Source organism: uncultured Senegalimassilia sp., assembly GCF_934636665.1.
Classification (GTDB): Bacteria; Actinomycetota; Coriobacteriia; order Coriobacteriales; family Eggerthellaceae; genus Senegalimassilia.
This window is the reverse complement of record NZ_CAKUAT010000011.1, coordinates 1-18977: the sequence shown is the minus strand read 5'-3', so window position 1 is coordinate 18977 and position 18977 is coordinate 1. Positions and strand designations below refer to the sequence as shown.

Genomic DNA, 18977 nt, shown 5'->3' with positions numbered 1-18977 from the left:
TATGCGAAAGGAGAAGCTATGCGGCACGCTATCGAAGACGTTGAGTATGCAGAATACCTTTTCGACCGGTTCTACGGCATCGGCAGCTGCGAGTCGGGCGGCGTGACCCGGCTCGGCTACACCGAGGTCGAGGACGAGATGCACCGGGCCCTGTGCGCGCTCGGCGAGGAGAAGGGCTACGGCCACTTCGCCGACCAGGTGGGCAACACCTACTTGTACCGCCCGCAGTACAGCATGGACGAGCCCTATTGGCTGGTCGGCTCGCACCTGGATTCGGTGATTGAAGGCGGGCGCTACGACGGCGTCGCAGGCATCATCGCCGGGCTGCTGGTGATGGGCTGGGCCGAACGCGACGGCCTTGACCTGCCCATTCGCGTGGGCGCCATGCGCTGCGAGGAGTCCAGCAACTTCGGCAGGAGCACTATCGGCAGCGGCCTTATCACCAAGGAGATCTACAAGCACGACGTGGGCGAGGCCGTGAACAAGCAGGGTGAGACGCTGCACGAAGTGTTCGACCGCAAGGGCTACAGCCTGACGCCCGATCGCATCCAGGGCATCCGCGAGTACCTTGAGCTGCACATCGAGCAGGGCAAGGTCCTGGAGGAATACGGCGACGCCGTGGGCATCGTGAGCACCATCGCCGGCCCGCGCCGCTTCAAGGTGCATGTGCACGGCAGCGCGGAGCATTCGGGCGCCACGCCCATGGGCATGCGCTCCGACGCGCTTGCGGCGGCGGCCGAGATTATCCTGGAAGTCGAGGAGATCGGCAAGTCCGAGGCCATGCACCAGTCCGTGGCCACGGTGGGCGTCATAACGAACCACCCCAACGCGCTCAACGTCATCCCCGGTGAGGTGGAGCTGGGCATCGACATGCGCGGCATCGACGTGGCCAGCCTCGACCGCATGGAGGCGCGTCTGAAGGCCGCGTGCACGCGCATCTGCGAGAAGCGCCGCCTCAAGTACTTCCGCGAGAAAACCTCCGACATCCCGCCCATCGAGATGTCGTCCGAGACGCAGCAGAAGCTGCTCGACGCGGCGAAACGCCTGCGCATCCCGCATCGGCTGATGATCAGCGGCGCAGGTCACGACGCCATGTCGTTCGCGCACATCTGCGACACGGGCATGGTGTTCATCCCGTGCGTGAAGGGCATCAGCCACAACAAGAAAGAGTTCGCCACCATCGAATCGATCCTCGATGGCGCGATGGTGATGTACGAGCATTTGAAGGAAGAGGCGCTATGATCCTGGTGAAAGACGGCCGCGTCATCGACCCTGCGCGCGGCATCGACGATGTGCTCGATCTGGTGATAGACGGCGGCAAGATAGCGAAGATCGGCAAGTATCAGCGCTCGGAGGACTACGAGCGCATCATCGAGGCGAAGGGCTGCGTAGTGGCTCCGGGCTTGGTGGACGTGCATGTGCATTTCCGCGATCCGGGCTTCACGTACAAGGAGGACATCGAAAGCGGCGCCGCGTCGGCCGCGGCAGGCGGGTTCACCAGCGTGGTGTGCATGGCGAACACGAAGCCGCCCGTGGACAACGTGGAGACGCTCGGCTACGTGCTCGAGCGCGGCGCGCGCTGCGGTATCAACGTGCTGACGTGCGCGACCATCAGCCGCGGCATGCAGGGGCGCGAGCTGGTGGACATGGAGGAGCTTGCCGCCCACGGCGCCGCGGGCTTCACCGACGACGGCATCCCGCTGATGGACGAGGCCCTGGTCAAGTGCGCGATGGAGCGCGCGGCGAAGCTCGACCTGCCGCTTTCGTTCCATGAGGAGGACCGCGCGTTCATCGAGTCGCCGGGCGTGAACCAGGGCGCCGTGTCGAAGGCGCTGGGGCTGGGCGGCGCGTCCGCGCTGGCCGAGGACGTGCTGGTGGCGCGCGACTGCATGCTGGCGCTGCACACGGGCGCGCACGTGACGGCCGAGGCAACGCCGCACCATTTCTCGTTGACCGAGGACGCCGTGCTGGAGAAGGGCACGATGGCGAAGATGAACCCGCCGCTGCGAACGCAGGCGGACCGATACGCTATCATCGAGGGCCTGAAGGACGGCTCGATCGACATCATCGCCACCGACCACGCGCCGCATTCCGCAGAGGAGAAGGCCAAGCCGTTCGCCGAGGCGCCCAGCGGCATCATCGGGCTGGAGACCGCGCTTGCCCTGGGCATCACGAACCTTGTGCGCAAGGGACATCTGACGCTCATGCAGCTGATCGAGAAGATGAGCCTGAACCCGGCGAAGCTCTACAAGCTGGACAAGGGCGCGATCGCGGAAGGCGCCGACGCCGACCTGGTGATCTTCAACGAAGGCGAACGCTGGCATGTGGGACCGAAGTTCGTCTCGAAGGCGGCGAACACCCCGTTTGCGGGGGAGGACCTTTACGGGAAGGTGAAGTACACCATCTGTGCCGGCAACGTGGTATACGAGGACGGCGAGTGAGGGCGCCCCGGGTCGGGGTAGAGGTTGCTTGCTGCGAGGTTTCCCTCGGCAGTGCTGTGTGGCGCTGCCGGGGGATTTGCTGGTGGGCTAGTTTAAGCCAATCTCCTTGTTTTCTCCCAGGATTTTGAGCGCTACGTCCGCATGCTGTCCGAGCGCATCCGCGGGAAGTTGAGTGAACTCGTACAAGTGCACTGATGACGTCCCGTCCCAGTCGAATATCGTATTGCGGGCGGAGGTGAAGATGGCGAAGCCGCCAGCCTGGTAGTCGAACTTCTTGTATGTCTGTCCGTTGTAGGTTGCTGCGATATCGGTGATGACCTTCTCGTCGATCGTCTCGCGGCAGCCTTCCGCGCCTCGCACGTCGAACTCCATGACAAGAAAGCAGCCGTCCTCTGCGCGGAATAGATCGAGGGTGGTTGGATCTGCTACCTCTTCCGCGGTATAGGCTGTAGTGAGTGCTACGTGCCACTTCGCGTTGTCTGTGGCGTCACCGACGGCGAATGGCTTCGGCTTATCGGCTTCCTCCTTTTTTAGCTTGGCGAGCGTGTTTTGGGCGGTCGCAAGATCGTTGCGGTTCGACACGAAGGTCTTCTCGTCTGTCGAAAGCGCGTGATAAACTGCGGCGGCCTGGTCGATGGCGGCTTCGCTGTCCAGTGTGACGGCGCCTATGGTGCTGATGGCCTCCTCGGCCTCGTCGATTCGGGATCCGTACTTTTCTTGCCACGCCTGCTCGGCGTCGTCAAGCTTGCGTGCGTTCGACACTTTTGCCTTTTGCTCGTCGGTTAGCGTGTCGTACGAGGCGCGGGCAGCGGCGATGGTGTCGTGGGATTCAAGCGAGACTTCGCCAATCGAAGTGATGGAGTCCTGGGCGGCTTTGACGTCCGGGTCTGCCAAGGCGCACCCTGCAACGCCGGCGCAAAGCGCGACGGCGAGGGCTGCGGCCGCCAATCGGCTCGCGTGCTTCATCTCTCGGCCTTTCCCTTAAGAAAGCGGGCAGCGGTAGTAGACGGTATCTTTGGATTTATCCGCGGGGTCGAACCTCTTGGCGGCGCGTAAGATGAGTACGGGATTGGTCAGCTGGCTCGCAACATCTTCGGGGATTTGCGCGCACAACGTGATGCCGCGCGTCTCGAGCGGCGAGATGCTTTTCACGATGGATTCGGTGTCATTGACCGAGGCCTTGTATTTGTAGTCTCCATCGAGCAGAACCTGCGCGACCAAGCAGTTTTCGGGCCTTGCCTCCGATTTCCCTTCGTAATATAAAGAGCACCGAACGAGCAGCGCGACTTTGCCCGATTCGATTTTCAACGAGAATGTCGGGTCTGTTCCTCGCAGTTCTTCAGCGAAGCCGTCGTTCGACTCGATGGTGAGCGCTGCATCGTCGAGATGGATGGTATCTCCTAATTTGATTTCGATGAGGTTGTCGGCAGAGGTGCCGGGCTCCTTTGCCTTCGGCTCTTCTTGCTGTGAATCCTCCTGCTTCTTCGCGTCTTTGGCGCTGTCGTTCGCCGCAGCGTCCGAATCCTTGCTGCTGCAACCGAACATCGCCGTTGCTGAGGCGGCGGCAGCCATCGTGGCGGAAATCGTTAAGAAGCGTCTGCGTGTATACATCATTCCCATATCGGTTCCTCCCGTATATCCGAATCTCAACAACTTCGGTCGATACGAGAAACCTACTACGTCACAAGCAAGATTTGTTGTGCAACAAATCTGCAAGGGGGACACCCCCCCAGCGGAAGGTGCTTCGAATGGTCCGCGCTAGGATGGAAATGCAAGTGCGCGAGAAGAGGGTGGGTTCGGCTATTTGCTTTGGTAGCTAATTAATAGGAAGCCGCCGATGCGCGTCACGGCGTTTCAGCTGACGATTTCACAGCTTTTTGCTTTTCGATTAGCTAGCTCGTTTTGCTGGGGAAGCGGCAGGCTAGTAGAACAGCGCGAGCGCGAGTTCGTCGCCGTGGGTCTGGTCGGTGGGCAGCCAGCCGATGTCGATGCTTGCGTGATTATAGGTGCCCGGGTCTTGGCACTTCACGATGGTGAACCATCCTTCGCGCGGGTCGTCCCAGATGATGTAGTAGCCCTTAAGGTCCGGCGAGGGGCCTTCGGGCCACGTGATTTTCTGCTCGTTCGGGTTGAATCCGGAGATACCGACCGTGATGCCGTTCGCGATCGTTTCGTTCAACTGGCCGAACTCGTCGGAGTCCGCGTATGCAAGGTCCGGGCCGTCGAACTCGATCACATACGCTTCGTCCGCGACGAGCTCGTCAAGGCTGATGCTGAGGGAATAGTACTGCTTGAGCGCGCCCTTGTGAGAATCCGGCACGGGGTGCTGCAAGACTGTGAAAGGCGCGGGCCCGTGCGGCCCTGTGATACGAAACGCTCCCAATGGGGTGCGGAATTCTGTTGCTCCGGTCTGCAGCAATTCGGCGGTCATTGATCCTCCTGGGAGTTGGTTGACGGGGTGGGGTTGGTTGCGGCTGTTGCGAGCTTTCGGGTTGCAAGTTGCCTGGACATGCTGTTCGTGGTTGCCTGTCATGCCGCGTTTCCTGCTGGATGGTTGGTTGCGGGTATTGTCTCACTGGCGGTGGACCCCAGTCTTAGGTGGTCGGTCGGTTTCTTGGCGCACTTGCGCGTGGGTGTCAGCCTTCGTCCGCGCGGTGGGCGGAGATAGCGCGCGAACTTTAGTTGCGATGATAATGTTGCTTCAGGTGCTGAAGGTCGTTCGGGTTGTTTAGATGCCAGCTTTCCGATGCGATGATGCCTTGAATACGACTCCAGTCCCTGCGAAGATTCAATCCGTCGAGGAGGTCGGCGCTAAGAAGTGCGTCCAGGCTTGGGTATTCGAACTCACCACTGCCGCGAGGCCCGTTACCGCAACGCTGAAAAGTAGCGCAATCGGCATATTTGATGATCATGTAGCTGGGGCCGTTTTTGTCGAACCAAAGCTCGAACTTGGGCTCGCCAGGAATCAAGTTGTAAATCTCTTCGAACTCCTCAATGGATATCATTACCAGATTCCTCCTTTGGGGAATTGTTTGTTGAACAGGTGTTTTTCGCCGCCTGTATTAACGAGTTCGCACTGAAACGCGCCCTCAAAAACTATTTCAATTCTAGCAGTGGCGCTGTGATGGGCGTTAGCGTCGTTCTCGGCATCAAGCCACGAGTGGGGTCATTATGGGCGGCGGCGTTAATAGGTGGTGGGTGCTATTGGGAGCGCGGACAAATTTACGGGGCAGAGGGGGATTCGTTTAAGTATTTTTCCTTATCGGCATATGCTGAGACTCGCCATGGTGAACATAAAGCACTCCGCTAAATGGCTATTTAGAAGAATTGTTTGACTTGTACTTTGAACAGTCCCTCAATACGGTCGATGAAACTTGGGATACCGTATCTTTGTTGGATGTTGCCGACTACAAGAATGGCCTGGCAATGCAGACATTCCGACCTAGTGCTGGCGACAAAGGTCTGCCCGTCCTAAAGATTCGCGAGCTTGGGCAAGAATCTTGCGGGAACGACGCCGAGCGTTGTAGAAGCGATATTGACGAAAGGGGACTGCGGTGGAAATCCTGGACCGTTTCGGGTTAGGCGATTAGCCCCAAATCCCTCCGATAGTGCATTGGGCTCCTGTAGTCCAGGTCGCTTTTCAGCCTGACGTCCCTATACCATCTGAGATAAGCGTCGAGCATGTCCGCGAACTCGTCAAGCGTGACCCCGTTCCAGTCCCTGCCGTAGAAGAACTCTATCTTCAGCCTTCCGAAGAAGCCTTCGGCGCGCGTTGTCCGGGCTGCAGCCCTTTCTCGACATCGACCTCACGATGCCGTGATCGTCGCATATCTTTATCCACCCGGGCCAGCGATAATGGCAGCCTCGGTCGCTGTGCTCCTTGGGGTGCTCGCCCGCCTTGAGCTGGGAGCATGCGCCCAGAAGCGACGAGTTCGCCGCCGCCTTCTCCGCGTTCGTCAGCCGTTTCGGGTCGGTGCCCGGGTCTTTTTTTAGGATCTCGAGCGTCGCTTGGCGCACGTCTATCTCGAGCTGCAGCTTCCTGACCTGCGCCTTCAGGTCGGATTGCATCTTCTCCAGCTCCTCGACGCCATCCGGCAGCTCATCGTATCGCTTGCTCACGGGAGCACCTTTCTCTTCGGGCGCCCCTCCATTATGCCCCAGGATCTCCCTTCGCCAGACGTAAGGCACGGCACGGGAGACGCCGTACCTGCCGGCCACCTCGGCGGCGCTGCAGCCGAACCTGGCGAACGTCTCGATGGCCTTCTTTCTCTGCTCTGCGCTATACATTCTCATGGTCCTCCTGGTCCTCATTTCGGTCCAGGATTTCCACCGCAGTCCCCTTTGTTCATCGCCTGCTTGACATAAACAGGTCTCATTGCGCTCGGGAATCTCCCGCTTTCGCTCTACGCATTTGCCTTGCTGCTCTAATGGCTATTGGGAATCCTCCGATGCGCCTTCGCACGCTCGCATGACCTCGATACCATGCGAGCGTGCGAACTCGACGAGCTCGGCGTTGCGGGCGTTTATGGTGCCGAAGGCGGCGGGGCACACGATAAGGCGCGCGCAGTGGACGAGGAGCTCTTTGGCGCGGGCTATGGTTTTATCCCCGATCGGCTCGAAGGCGCGCTCGGCCACGCATTCCGCCGCCAGGTCGCGCGCGAGCTCGCAGTCGATGTCCCCTTCGTGCAGAACGCCCGCGTAGAACGCCTTGCCCTGCCGGATGAGCTGGCGAAACACAGCCGACCCCGTACCTGCGCCGGCGATGACGAACGTGTGCGCATCGCCGTGCGGGCGCCCAATTTCCACGCTGCCGAAGCGCTCGTTGAAGGTGCCATGTTGAAGGCCGTAGAGCTCGCCGATCGTCTCGCGCGTGAATATGTCCCCGGGTGCGCCGGCGCGGAAGACCCGGCCGTCCTTCACGCAAATCACCTTGTCGGCGCTTTTCTGCGCGAGCTCGAGTTCGTGGATGGACATGATGACAGCCACATTCCGCGATTTCGCAAGGTGGCGAAGTATTCGCAGCAGGTCGATCTGGTAGCGGATATCGAGATACGACGTGGGCTCGTCGAGCACGAGCACACGCGGATCCTGCGCGATGGCGCGTGCGAGCATGACGCGCTGGCGTTGCCCGTCGCTTATCTGCATGAAGTCGCGCTCGGCGAGCTCTTCCACATGCGCGGTTTTCATGGCCTCGTCGACCCGACTATGGTCGTCGGGCGAGAGTGTGCCCATTCGCCCGGTGTAGGGATGCCTTCCCGCCTCTACGACATCGCGGCAGGTGAGAAGCTCGGTCTGGGGGCGATCTGTCAGCATAACGGCAAGGTTCCTTGCGAACTCCGCCGTCTTCCATCGCGAAATCTCCCGCCCGTCGAGCTCGACCGCGCCGGCAAGCGGTGCCAGATGGCGTGTGATGGTTTTCAAGATGGTCGACTTGCCCGAGCCGTTCGGCCCGATGAGCGCCACGACGTCGCCCGCGCGAACCTCCAGATCGACGCCTTCGACTACGACCTTCTTGTCGTAGCCCGCCGACAGGTCGCTTATGCGGAAAAGCGGCGCTCCGTCAGCCTGCGTTTCGACCGGGGTTTCGAGGTTCGACTCCGCTCGGAGGGGGCGTTCCACGCGCAGCTCAGCACGAGCCGAAAGTGCCTTCTGGCGCTTTCGTGCGAGCTCAGTACTGTCTAAGCATGGAATGTCCCCTCCGAGCGTTTTGGGCCGCGGCACGAATTCCCCCATCTACCTCACCCGCTTCTTCAACATGAGCGCGATAACCACCGGCGCGCCGAAGATGGCGGTGACGGCGCTGATGGAAAGCTCGACGGGAGAGAACAGCGTGCGCGCGATCAAATCGCAGCCCGCGCAGAAGATGGCGCCTCCCAAGAAGCACGCAGGAATCACGCGGATGGGCTTCGACGACTTCAGCGCCGACTTCACGAGATGCGGAACCGCGATGCCTACGAACGACACCGGGCCAGCGAACGCGGTCACGCAGGCGGAGAGCATGCTCGCTAGAAGGACGAGCACCACGCGGAAGCGTGCGACGTTCACGCCGACGCTTTTCGCGTAGGCTTCTCCCAGCTGGAAGGCGGAAAGGGGCTTCGATATCGCGAATACGCATGCGCTCACGGTGATCACCACGACCGCGATGACCGCGACGTCGTCCCAGCTCGAACCCGAGAAGCTACCCAAAGACCAGTTGTGCAGGTTCACGATGGACTGGTCGTCGGCGAAGGCGATGAGGAAGTTCGTCGCCGCCGAGCAGATGTATCCCACCATGACGCCCGCCACGATGAGCATGGCCATGGAACTTATGCGCCGTGCGATGAGGAGCACGAAGCCGATGGTGATAAGCGAGCCCAGAAACGCTGCGGCCACCATGGCCGGCGAGGACATGGCCTGGTTCGCGCCCAGAAGCACGATCATCGTAAGCGCGACGACGAACTTTGCGCCCGAGGAGACGCCCAAGATGAACGGGTCGGCGATGGGGTTGTTGAAAAACGTCTGCAGCAGGAACCCGGAGAGCGAAAGTGCCCCGCCGAGAAGCACGGCTGAAAGCACGCGCGGCAGGCGAATCTCCCAGATGACCTGGCTTTCCATGGAATTGGCCGCGCCGCCCGAAAGGATGCCGGGGATGTGGTCTGCGGGCACGAGCACGCTCCCGATGCACAGGTTGGCCCCGACGAGCACGATGAGGGCAACAGCGAGCAGCGCCGTCACGACGCGACACCGCGCGGCGCGCCCCGATTCGTCGTATGCCATGGAAAGCCGGCTTCTCATGGCGCTAGCCGAGCTTCCTCAGATAATGGAAGTCGCTCGCGTCATCGCCGGTGAACGCCCCGTGCAGCTCGTCGATAATGTCGGCGGTAGAAGTCATCTGCTGGTACATGTCGGCGCTTGTGACCCAGACGTTGCCGTTCTTCACGGCTTTGAACTGCGACAATAGCGCGTTTTTGCCTACGAAGTCGTTCAAGGTGGCAACCGATTCGTCGATGGTTCCGTTGTAGACGATGATGTCGGCATCCTTCGCCGTCGCGTAGAAGCGCTCCATTTCGAGCGTTACTGACGAACCTGACGTCGACGCCGTCTGTGCGTCATCGAGCGCGTAGCTGCCGCCTGCAAGCTCGATCATCTGCGCCACGTAGTCGCCCGCCCGCCGCGTGACGGCGGCCCCGTTCGAGTTAATGTAGAAATACGCCACGGTTTTACCTGACGACGCGAGCCCCGACGTTTGCTCGACGCGGGCCTTCTGCTCGTTGAACAGGTGCGCGGCCTCGTCTTCCTTGTCGAACAGGACGCCGAAAAGCTTAATCCACTCGACGCGCCCGAGTGCTTCGGGCTCGCTCGACGACTGTTCGGTGAGCACGACGAGCCCGAGCTTCTGCAGCTTTTCCTTCACATCGGGCGTGTGGTTGATCATGGCGTTCTCGATGGCGAGCGTGCAGCCCGAGGCCGATATTCGCTCGTAGTCGGGCGCGCTGTACTTGCCGCCGTAGGCGATCGCCCCGCTTTCGAGCGCGCTTTTGAAGCCCGCGACCGAGCAATCGTCGGCCTTCGTGCCCGACATGGAGATATTGTCGTTCGCATCGAGCGCGTCGACCAGGCACATCGTCGCCGACGACACGAGGTACACCTTGTCGGCGGGGCGCCTTATGACCGCGATGTCGGAGCTCAACCCATCAGGCACCTTCGCATCTTGCGGTACCACGAGGAAGCGCTCCCCGTTCGAAACGCAGATAAGCCGCAGGCCGCCTTCGAACTCGTCGACAGTGAAGTGCTCGGCGTATTCAAGCTGAAGCGCCCCCGTCGGCTCCCAGCCGCAGCCCAAATCGGCGTTGTGGAAGTCGGCCGCGGCGCTTGAAGCCGTTCCCGCAGGGGAGCCGCCGCTTGCATCGTCGCCCGATTTCTCCTTCATGGTGGATGAGTCGAAGTAGAGCGTGTAGTCGATGGTGTGCGGCGTCGACATGGCGACGGTCTCGGCCGACACGGCGATGTCCTCGTCGAGCGTGACGGGTATCTCGAACGTGGAGTTGCCGCCGTCGTTTACGGGCGCGTAGTCCACGCCGTCGGCGGTCATCTTGTCGTAGTTCGAACTCGACCAGGTGATGGTTGCGGTGTAGGTGTCGCCATCCTTCACAATTGTGGTGGGTGAGGCGATGCTTGTGCGCCCTGACCCACCGGAAAGCGAGACGCTCACAGTGTATTCCTGAGAGCCCGCCGTGCCACCGGTCGTGTTCGGGCTCGCACTGCACCCCGCGAAGGGAAGCGCGAGCAGGGCGACGAGAACGCAGGCGATCGCGCGCGCCGCGATGCTGCGGCGCTTCCTGCTTTCCCCCTTGGGAAGAATCGACTGCATGGCGTTACTTCAGCGCGTCGGCGCGCAGATCGACGCCGGCGGATTCGAACACGAGCGTGCGGTCGTACCACTGTTCCTTTTTAATGCTCCACGCGGCGCAGGCGGTGTCCTCGTCGAGCGCTTCAACGGGCACGTCGTAGGTGTACTTGCCTTCCGCGTTTTCCACATAGGGGATGAAGTCGGCCTCGCTCGCGGCGGCAGCCTCGTCGCCCGTGCCCATGAAGAGCTTGCCGTAGCCCGTGCCGGAAAGCGTCATCACGCAGTGCATGGAGCCGTTTTCCACGATGAGCTGGGCGTCCACAATCTTGAACATGTTCGAGCTGGAATCTACGGTGATCGGATAGGTGCCGTCGGCCACCTTGTCGGCGGTGATGGGGGCAGCGCTTGCGCCCTCGGGCGCATCGGCCGCCTGTTCGGTCTTTTCCTGGGAATCGGCATCGCTTGCCTTTGCGCTGTCGCTTGAATTTCCGGCGCAGCCGGCGAGCGAGAACGCGCAAAGCGCCGCCGACAGGGCGAAGGCGAGGGTTTTCTTCAACATGGAGGGGTTCCTTCCAATCGGTTCGACCGCCCGCGCCGTGCGGTGGGCGGGCGGGATGCGAATGCAACGGGCATGCGCCGTCGGTCGGGGAAGGCGCATGCCCGTTGCACGGGGACGCGACCGGCGCCCCCGTGCGCGGCGAGTTTACAGCTTGGCGATGGCGTCGTCCACGTGCGAGACGTAGATGTCGTCGACCGCGACGTTCTGTCCCAGACCCTGGAGCAGGCACGTCACTTCGAAGCCGGCGGCCACGAACTTCGCAGCCCAGCTGTCGGGGTCGGTCTCGTCTGCCATGTCGTTGTTCGCGTGGTCGCCCGCGACCACCATGAACGGCGCGAGCACGGCCTTCTTGTAGCCTGCGGCGCTCGCGGCGGCGATAACATCCTCGCAGGTCGGTTCAGCCTCGACGGTGCCGACGAAGAACTGCGTCAAGCCCTCGTTCTTGAACACTTCCTGCATCTTGGCATAGTCGGCGTTGGAATCGGCTTCGGTGCCGTGGCCCATGAGGCACAGCGCCGTCTTGCCGTCGTCGAAGGACGCCATGTTCTCCTTAATGGCTGCGGCCACCTTCTTGTAGTCGTCGTCGGAGGTGAGCAGCGGGTTGCCGAGCGAGATCTTGTCGAACTTGTCGGCGTACTTGTCGAGCTCGTCTTTCACGTCGGTGTATTCCAGGCCAGCCATGAGATGCGTCGGCTGCACGACGATTTCCTTCACGCCGTCTTCCACGCAGCGGTCGAGCGCCTCGGTCATGTTGTCAATCGTGATGCCGTCGCGCTTCTTCAGCTTGTCGATGATGATCTGCGCGGTGAAGGCGCGGCGGATGTCGTAGTCCTGCCAGTACTTCTCGCGGATAGCGTCTTCGATGGCGCCGATGGTGATGTGGCGCGAGTCGTTGTAGCTCGTGCCGAAGCTCGTGACGAGGATGACCGGCTTCACGGCCTTCTCCTTTTCGCTCGATTTCTCGGAACTCGCGGAGGTGCTGGAGCAGCCCGCGAGCGCGACTCCGGCGAGCGCGACGGCTCCGGTTGCTGCGGCGCCCATGAAGCCGCGGCGTGACATCTGGTCGGACATGGTTTTCCCTTTCCTCGGTTTGCCGGTCCCCCGGCGACAGTTGCTTATCGGCACAAGCAAAAGAAAAGCGCGCTCGTCCGCAAAGGGATAGCGCGCCTGTTTCTTGCCGGCTGCGGCCGGCTCATTCGAAAGGGAAGCGCGCTCCTCGGGGTTCACAAGGAGCTAACGCCACGGCGATGCCGTGAGGAAAAGGCGAAGCAGTCTGGCTTGGGGCGCGAGGCGGTTCGCCCGCGCGTCCTACACAGTAATGTCCCTTGCCCAGGATTCCCACCTGGTTCCCTCCGCAAGCCAGCGCGGGCTGTGCGGGCGCCGCGCCGGTCGTTTCCTTTTATTCGATTGTCATATGCTCGTTGCCGAAACTGCTACTATGATAGTGGGCGTTTGTGGGCGTGTCAAAGCCAGGGCGGGCGGCATTGCGCCTCCTGCCTACGTATTTGCGCCGATTGCCGCTGCGGGCGCCGTGTTTTGCCCGCTGCGCGACGAAGGGCGGCGTAAACGGTTGCGATGAGAAACGGGAAGGGAAGGCTCGGATGATTCATATCGTTGGCGCAGGTTCGGGCGCCGCCGACCTTATCACGCTGCGCGGGGCGCGTCTTCTGCGCGCGGCCGACGTGGTCGTTTGGGCGGGGAGCCTTGTGAACCCCGAGCTGCTCGCCGAGTGCAGGGAATCCTGCGTCGTCTACGACAGCGCGCACATGACCTTGGAGGAAGTGCTCGACGTGATGTGCGCGGCGGATGCGCGGGGCGAGGAAGTGGTGCGCCTGCACACGGGCGACCCGTGCCTGTACGGCGCCATCCAGGAGCAGATGGACGCGCTCGACGCGCGCGGCGTGGACTACGAGGTGGTGCCCGGCGTGTCGAGCTTTTGCGGTGCCGCGGCGGCGCTTCGCCAGGAATACACGCTGCCGGGAATCAGCCAGTCGGTCGTGATCACGCGGCTTTCCGGGCGCACCCCCATGCCCGCGGGCGAGGGCATGCGCACCATGGCGGAAAGCGGCTCGACTATGGTCATCTTCCTGAGCTCGGGTATGCTCGCCGAGCTTTCCGCCGAGCTTTTGGCCGCGGGCCGCAGCTCCGACGAGCCGGCGGCGCTCGTGTACAAGGCGACCTGGCCTGAGGAGCGCGTGGTGCGCTGCACAGTGGGCACGCTCGCCGATGCGGGCGCGCGAGAGGGCATCGACCGCACGGCGCTCGTGGTGGTGGGCCGCGTGCTCGGAGCTCGCGGCGGGCTTGCGCACGACGGCGCGCAAGCGGAGTCGTACGAGCGCAGCAAGCTTTACGACCCTTCGTTTGCCACGGGGTATCGGAAGGCGAGCAGCTAGCGTGGCCTTCGAGCACTACATATATACCGGGACGACCCGCCTGCGCTGCGGCTACACCACGGGGAGCTGCGCCGCGCTCGCGGCGAAGGCGGCCTGCGAGATGCTCTTGTCGCGAAAGCCCGTCGGCCGCGTGTCGATTGTCACCCCCGGCGGGCTGCCCGTCGAGGCGGACGTGGTCGACGCATGCATCGGCGAGGGGTGCGCCCAGTGCGCCGTGCGAAAGGACGCAGGCGACGATGCCGATGTGACCGACGGCGTGCTCGTGTACGCGCGCGTGGAACATGCGGGGTCGGGCACGGGCGCTGCGGGCAGCAAGGGCGTGCCCGCGCGCGAATCGGAAGTTTCCGTCGATGGCGGCGTGGGCGTGGGGCGCGTGACGTTGCCCGGGCTCGAGCAGCCGGTGGGGGCGGCCGCCATCAACGCGACGCCGCGCGCGATGATCACTTCGGCGGTGCGCGAGGTGTGCGCCGCGTACGGCTTTTCTGGAAATATTGCTGTGACGATTTCGGTACCCGAGGGTGTTACCCTTGCCGAAAAGACCTTCAACCCGCACCTGGGGATAGAGGGCGGAATCTCCATCCTGGGCACGACGGGCATCGTCGAGCCGCGCAGCCTCGCTGCCTTGCGCGACAGCATCGAGCTCGAGATCCGGCAGCATGCGGCTATGGGGCGGCGCGGAGTCGTGCTCACGCCCGGCAACTACGGCGAGCAGTTCATCTCGGGGCATTTCCACCTAAACGGTGCGCCGGTGGTCGTCATCTCCAACTTCGTGGGCGATGCGATTGATTGCTGCGTTCGCGAGGGATTCACCAATGTCCTTCTTGTGGGGCACATCGGCAAGCTGGTGAAGGTCGCGGGCGGCATCATGGACACCCATTCGCGTACCGCCGACTGCCGCGCGGAGATTCTGACCGCCCACGCGGCCTTGGCCGGCGCGGGCGCGAAGACCGTGCGCGAGATCATGTCGTCGGTCACGACCACGGCGGCGCTCGAGGTAATCGAGGCCGCCGGCGTGGGGGACGCTGCGCGCGCCTCGCTCGCTGCGGCAATCGAGGACAGGTTGCGCCGCCGCGCGGCGGGCGCATGCGACATCGCCGCGGTCGTGTTCGACGCCGAGCGCCGCGAGCTTTTCCGCACGTCGGGCGCCGATGCAGTTATCGGGGAATTGGGGGCGACGTATGAGTAAAGGCGTGCTGTACGGGGTGGGCACGGGGCCTGGCGACCCCGAGCTGCTCACGATCAAGGCCGTCCGCACAATCGAATCGTGTCCGGTCATCGCCGCACCGCAGACGGCGGACGGGGTCATGGTCGCGCTCGACATCGTGCGCGGCGCCGTCGACCTTACAGGCAAGACGGTGATCCCCGTGCGATTCTCGATGACGCGCGACGCCGAGCGCCGCGCGGCCGAGCATGCCTCGCTTGTTCGCGAGCTTGTCGCGCACCTGGATGCGGTCCGCGACGTCGCGCTGCTGAACCTGGGGGACCCGAGCATCTACGCCACCTTCCAGCGCATAGTGCCTGACGTGCGCGCCCGCGGGTTCGAGGCGCGCGCCATTCCCGGCGTGCCGAGCTTCTGCGCGGTCGCCGCGGCGCTCGAGCGCGACCTCACGCCCGAGATGTCGTCGCCTCTGCACATCGTGCCCGGCGGCTACGACGACGTGCGCCGCGCAATCGGCTGGCCGGGGACGAAGGTGGTCATGAAGGCGCGCCGCTCGCTTGCGGACACGAAGCGCATCCTTCGCGAGGAGGGCGCCTTCGACGGTGCCGAGCTCGTAGAGGACTGTGGGCTTCCGGGCGAGCGCGTGTACCGCTCGCTCGACGATGTGCCCGATCGGGGCAGCTACTTCTCGACGATGGTGGTGCGCTAGATGAGGGTTTCCTGCATAGCGTTCACTGAGAGGGGGTATGCGTTGGCGGAGCGCACCGCACGCGCGCTTTCCGATTGCGCGCAGACAGGTGAAGATGACCCTGGCTGGGACGTTTCCGTTTCGCGCGGGTTCGGCGAGGGGAAGGCCGACCTGCGCGCATGGACGGCGCTCGCGTGGGAAGCGTCGGACGCGCTTCTGTTCGTGGGCGCGGCGGGCATCGCCGTGCGGGCGATCGCGCCGCATGTCGCCTCGAAGGCAAACGATTCCGCGGTTGTGGCGATCGACGAGGCGGGGCGCTTTGCCGTCCCGCTTTTGTCGGGGCATTTGGGCGGTGCGAACGAGCTTGCGCAAACTGTGGCACGCGCGGCAGGGGCCATCCCCGTCATCACCACGGCGACCGACGTCCGCGGCGTGTGGGCGGTGGATACGTGGGCGCGCTGTGCGGGGCTCGCCGTTTCGAATCCCGAGGCCATCAAGCGAGTGTCGGCGCGGCTGCTTTCGGGCGGGCGCGTGGCGCTCTATTCCGACATGCCGATTTCGGGACAGCCGCCTGAGGGGGTTGACATTGCGTCCGACCGCGCTCGGGCCGATATCGTCGTGTCGCCGTTCGCTGGCGCGAATGCAGGTGCGTCCGTTCGCGCGGCGGAGACAACGGGCGAGGTCGTGCCCGCCGGTGGGACGGGGAAGCCGGCGGGCGTGCGGGCGCAGGCGCCTGCGCCCGAGCCGCTTCGCCTTGTCGTGCCCTGCATCGTTGCGGGCATAGGGTGCCGTCGCGGTGCGTGCGCCGAAGCGATCGAGGAGGCGTTTCTTCTCGCGTGCGGGCAGGCGGGTATCTCGCCTTCGGCCGTGCGCGAGGCGGCGACGATCGACGTGAAGGCGCACGAGGAGGGTCTGCTCGCCTTCTGCCGCGCTCGCAATATCCCGCTTGCGACGTATTCCGCAGAGGAATTGTCGCAGGTCGAAGGCAGCGTTTCGCCATCTGATTTCGTGCGCGCGACGGTGGGGGTCGACAACGTGTGCGAGCGCGCGGCGCTCGCGGACGGGGGCAAACTTATCTTCCCGAAGCTCGCTCGCAGCGGCGTGACCGTCGCGTTTTCCAAGGTAACTATCGAACTTTCGTTTAAGGAGCGGTGATGGGAAAGCTCTTCGTGGTGGGGATCGGCCCGGGCGGCCCCGACGGCATGACGATTGCGGCCCGGCGCGCGCTCGAGGCGGCCGACATCGTTGTGGGGTACACGAAATACGTGGAGCTCGCGCTCGCCGCCGTGCCCGACGCGGCGCATCTCGCGACGCCGATGATGCACGAGGTCGAACGGTGCCGCCTGGCGCTTTCGCGCGCGCAGAGCGGAGAAGCCGTGGCGCTCGTGTGCAGCGGTGACGCGGGCGTGTACGGCATGGCGAGCCCCGTGCTGGAGCTTGCGGAGGACTACCCCGATGTAGACGTGGAAGTTATCGCCGGGGTCACCGCGGCTCAGAGCGGGTCGGCGGTGCTCGGCGCCCCGCTTGCCCACGACTTCGCGGTCGTGTCGCTCTCCGACCTGCTCACGCCGTGGGAGGTCATCGAGCGCAGGCTCGCCGCCGTGGCGAGCGCCGACTTCTGCATCTGTTTGTACAACCCGCGCAGCAGAAAGCGCGCCGACAGGCTCTCGCGCGCGGCGGGGATCATGCTCGAATGGAAGGCCCCCGACACGCTCTGCGGCTGGGTACGCAACATCGGGCGCGAGGGGCAGCAGTCGGGCATGTGCAGGCTCTCCGAACTGGGGGAGTTCGACGCTGACATGTTCACCACCGTGTTCGTCGGCAACGCGGACACGAAGCGCGTAGGCGGCCGTATGGTCACGCCGCGCGGGTATCGGGAGATTCCATGCGAAAGGTAACGATCATCGGGGCGGGGCCCGGAAACCCCGACTTGCTCTCGCGCGCGGCGCTCGACGCGATCGACATCGCCGACGTGGTCATCGGCGCTCATCGCGCGCTTGCCGGCATCGACGTGCCGCCCGACGTGGTGAGATGCGAGCTCGTGAAGACGGCGGACATCGTCGCCGCGCTCACCGATGCGGCGTCGTGGCAGCGCGCCGTGGTCGTGATGACGGGCGATGTGGGGCTGTTCAGCGGCGCGCGCCGCCTGGTGGAGGTGCTCTCCGGCGACGCGCAGGTGGACGTGCGCGTCATTCCCGGCATAAGCTCGGCGTCGTATCTCGCCGCGTGCCTCGCGCGTCCATGGCAGGATTGGCGCTTCGCGAGCGCTCACGGCGTGGCGTGCGACATCGTGGCCGAGGCCGAGCGCGCAGGTGAGCTCTTCCTCGCCACGTCGGGCGGGGAAGACCCCTCGCGGCTTTCGGGCGAGCTTGTGCAGGCGGGTTTCGGGGACGCGCGCATTACGGTGGCCGAGCGCCTGTCGTACCCCGACGAGCGCATCACCTGCGCGACCGCAAGTGAAATCGCAGGTCAGACGTTCGACGACTTGAACGTGATGCTTATCGAGTTCGCAGGCGGCGCCGGGTCGCCCGCGGGCTCTAGCGCAGCCTCCGAGGCGTCGGCCGGCGCGTCTGCGCCCGCGGCGGCTTCTTCCGCGGCGGACTCTGCGGGCGCATCCCGCGCCGCGAGCTCCCGCTGGCCGTACGCTTCCTCGGGCATTCCCGACGAGCTCTTCATCCGCGGCGACGTTCCCATGACCAAGCAGGAGGTGCGCGCCGTCGCGCTCGCGAAGCTGCGCCTTACCGCGACCGACACCGTGTGGGACGTCGGCGCCGGCACGGGGAGCGTGTCGATCGAGGCGGCGCTCGTCGCGCGAGCGGGGTCGGTATGGGCGGTCGAGCGCAACGCGGCCGGCGTGCGGCTCATCCGAGAGAACGCGGATGCATTCGGGTGCGGCAACGTGCATGCCGTCCCCGGCGTCGCCCCCGAAGCGCTCGCGAAACTGCCCGTCCCCGACGCCGTGTTCGTCGGCGGGAGCGCGGGCGAGCTTCCCTCCATCGTGGAGGCGGCGCTCGAGAAGAACTCGCAGGTTCGCCTGTGCGTGCCATGCGTCACCGTTGAGACGCTCACCGAGGCGTGCGCGCTCCTCTCGGGTTCGCGCTTCAAGGGGTTCGAGGCGTGCCAGGTGTCGGCCGCCCGCGCCGAGGCTGTAGGCTCGCACCATCTTATGAAGGCGCAAAACCCCGTGTTCCTCGTCAGCGCGCGTGGTGCGGGCGCGGATGCCGAGGAGCTTGCCGAAGTCGGGGCGCTTGCTGAGTCGCCTGTCGGGGAGGACCCCTCTGCCGAGGGGAGCCCATCCGTTGAGGTGGTCTCGTTTGCTAACTGCAACGCCGCAGGTGGGGAAGGCGGCGCCCGGTGAGCACGTCCATCCCGCGCTTCATGGTCGCTGCGCCCTCGAGCGGGAGCGGC

The 18977-nt window shown here is 64.0% G+C and carries 17 protein-coding genes and 2 pseudogenes; 8 read left to right on the top strand and 11 right to left on the bottom strand.

Going from position 1 to position 18977, the window contains the following annotated elements; all coding sequences use genetic code 11:
- Window positions 1-18 precede the first annotated feature (18 nt).
- Both Q0G75_RS05695 and Q0G75_RS05690 read left to right on the top strand, forming a co-directional pair.
- The gene (locus tag Q0G75_RS05695) at window positions 19-1242 is read left to right on the top strand and encodes a hydantoinase/carbamoylase family amidase (protein ID WP_294417883.1); all 1224 of its coding nucleotides are present in this window, start codon (window positions 19-21) and stop codon (window positions 1240-1242) included.
- Window positions 1239-2441 carry a dihydroorotase gene (locus Q0G75_RS05690; RefSeq protein WP_294417085.1) on the top strand — a complete coding sequence of 401 codons (1203 nt, stop codon included), beginning with the start codon at window positions 1239-1241 and terminating at the stop codon, window positions 2439-2441. The genes Q0G75_RS05695 and Q0G75_RS05690 overlap by 4 nt, the downstream gene beginning before the upstream one ends.
- 87 nt (window positions 2442-2528) lie before the next feature.
- Here the strand turns inward: Q0G75_RS05690 and Q0G75_RS05685 are convergent, their stop codons facing one another.
- The 11 genes and pseudogenes from Q0G75_RS05685 to Q0G75_RS05635 all read right to left on the bottom strand — a co-directional run bounded on the left by Q0G75_RS05685 (window position 2529) and on the right by Q0G75_RS05635 (window position 12400).
- A complete protein-coding gene (locus Q0G75_RS05685) occupies window positions 2529-3407 on the bottom strand; it encodes a hypothetical protein (RefSeq protein WP_294417088.1) in 879 nt (292 codons plus the stop codon).
- Window positions 3408-3422: 15 nt separating this feature from the next.
- A complete protein-coding gene (locus tag Q0G75_RS05680) occupies window positions 3423-4061 on the bottom strand; it encodes a hypothetical protein (RefSeq protein ID WP_294417090.1) in 639 nt (212 codons plus the stop codon).
- Window positions 4062-4362: 301 nt separating this feature from the next.
- Entirely contained in the window at window positions 4363-4761 is a 399-nt protein-coding gene (locus Q0G75_RS05675) for a hypothetical protein (protein WP_294417091.1), read from the bottom strand.
- 358 nt (window positions 4762-5119) lie between these two features.
- Complete coding sequence (locus tag Q0G75_RS05670; protein ID WP_294417093.1) at window positions 5120-5446, bottom strand: hypothetical protein; 327 nt, start codon at window positions 5444-5446, stop codon at window positions 5120-5122.
- Between the two features lie 573 nt (window positions 5447-6019).
- Window positions 6020-6395, bottom strand: a pseudogene (locus Q0G75_RS05665) (IS3 family transposase); the annotation flags it as partial.
- Window positions 6396-6518: 123 nt separating this feature from the next.
- A pseudogene (locus Q0G75_RS05660) lies at window positions 6519-6728 on the bottom strand (transposase); the annotation flags it as partial.
- 144 nt (window positions 6729-6872) lie between these two features.
- On the bottom strand, window positions 6873-8060 hold the full coding sequence (locus Q0G75_RS05655) for an ABC transporter ATP-binding protein (protein ID WP_294417880.1): 1188 nt from the start codon (window positions 8058-8060) through the stop codon (window positions 6873-6875).
- A 114-nt stretch (window positions 8061-8174) separates the two neighbouring features.
- On the bottom strand, window positions 8175-9197 hold the full coding sequence (locus Q0G75_RS05650; protein WP_114620020.1) for an iron ABC transporter permease: 1023 nt from the start codon (window positions 9195-9197) through the stop codon (window positions 8175-8177).
- A 22-nt stretch (window positions 9198-9219) separates the two neighbouring features.
- Window positions 9220-10632: an ABC transporter substrate-binding protein gene (locus tag Q0G75_RS05645; RefSeq protein WP_294417876.1), complete on the bottom strand. Its 1413-nt coding sequence runs from the start codon at window positions 10630-10632 to the stop codon at window positions 9220-9222.
- A 163-nt stretch (window positions 10633-10795) separates the two neighbouring features.
- Window positions 10796-11329: a hypothetical protein gene (locus Q0G75_RS05640; protein ID WP_294417874.1), complete on the bottom strand. Its 534-nt coding sequence runs from the start codon at window positions 11327-11329 to the stop codon at window positions 10796-10798.
- A 144-nt stretch (window positions 11330-11473) separates the two neighbouring features.
- Window positions 11474-12400: a sirohydrochlorin cobaltochelatase gene (locus Q0G75_RS05635; protein ID WP_294417872.1), complete on the bottom strand. Its 927-nt coding sequence runs from the start codon at window positions 12398-12400 to the stop codon at window positions 11474-11476.
- Window positions 12401-12930: 530 nt separating this feature from the next.
- On the opposite strand from Q0G75_RS05635, the gene cobM reads away from it, so the two are divergent.
- From cobM to cbiE, 6 genes are read left to right on the top strand one after another with little or no spacing between them, the layout of a single operon-like run.
- Window positions 12931-13722 (top strand): precorrin-4 C(11)-methyltransferase, encoded by a 792-nt coding sequence (cobM, locus tag Q0G75_RS05630; protein WP_294417870.1) that lies wholly within the window; start codon window positions 12931-12933, stop codon window positions 13720-13722.
- Window position 13723: 1 nt separating this feature from the next.
- On the top strand, window positions 13724-14908 hold the full coding sequence (gene cbiD / locus Q0G75_RS05625; RefSeq protein WP_294417867.1) for a cobalt-precorrin-5B (C(1))-methyltransferase CbiD: 1185 nt from the start codon (window positions 13724-13726) through the stop codon (window positions 14906-14908).
- Entirely contained in the window at window positions 14901-15590 is a 690-nt protein-coding gene (cobI, locus tag Q0G75_RS05620) for a precorrin-2 C(20)-methyltransferase (RefSeq protein WP_294417864.1), read from the top strand. Before cbiD ends, cobI begins: the two co-directional genes overlap by 8 nt.
- 42 nt (window positions 15591-15632) lie before the next feature.
- The gene (locus tag Q0G75_RS05615) at window positions 15633-16724 is read left to right on the top strand and encodes a cobalamin biosynthesis protein (protein ID WP_294417862.1); all 1092 of its coding nucleotides are present in this window, start codon (window positions 15633-15635) and stop codon (window positions 16722-16724) included.
- Entirely contained in the window at window positions 16724-17467 is a 744-nt protein-coding gene (gene cobJ, locus Q0G75_RS05610) for a precorrin-3B C(17)-methyltransferase (protein WP_294417886.1), read from the top strand. The genes Q0G75_RS05615 and cobJ overlap by 1 nt, the downstream gene beginning before the upstream one ends.
- Window positions 17455-18927, top strand: a complete 1473-nt coding sequence (gene cbiE / locus Q0G75_RS05605; RefSeq protein ID WP_294417860.1) for a precorrin-6y C5,15-methyltransferase (decarboxylating) subunit CbiE — start codon at window positions 17455-17457, stop codon at window positions 18925-18927. The genes cobJ and cbiE overlap by 13 nt, the downstream gene beginning before the upstream one ends.
- Window positions 18928-18977 lie beyond the last annotated feature (50 nt).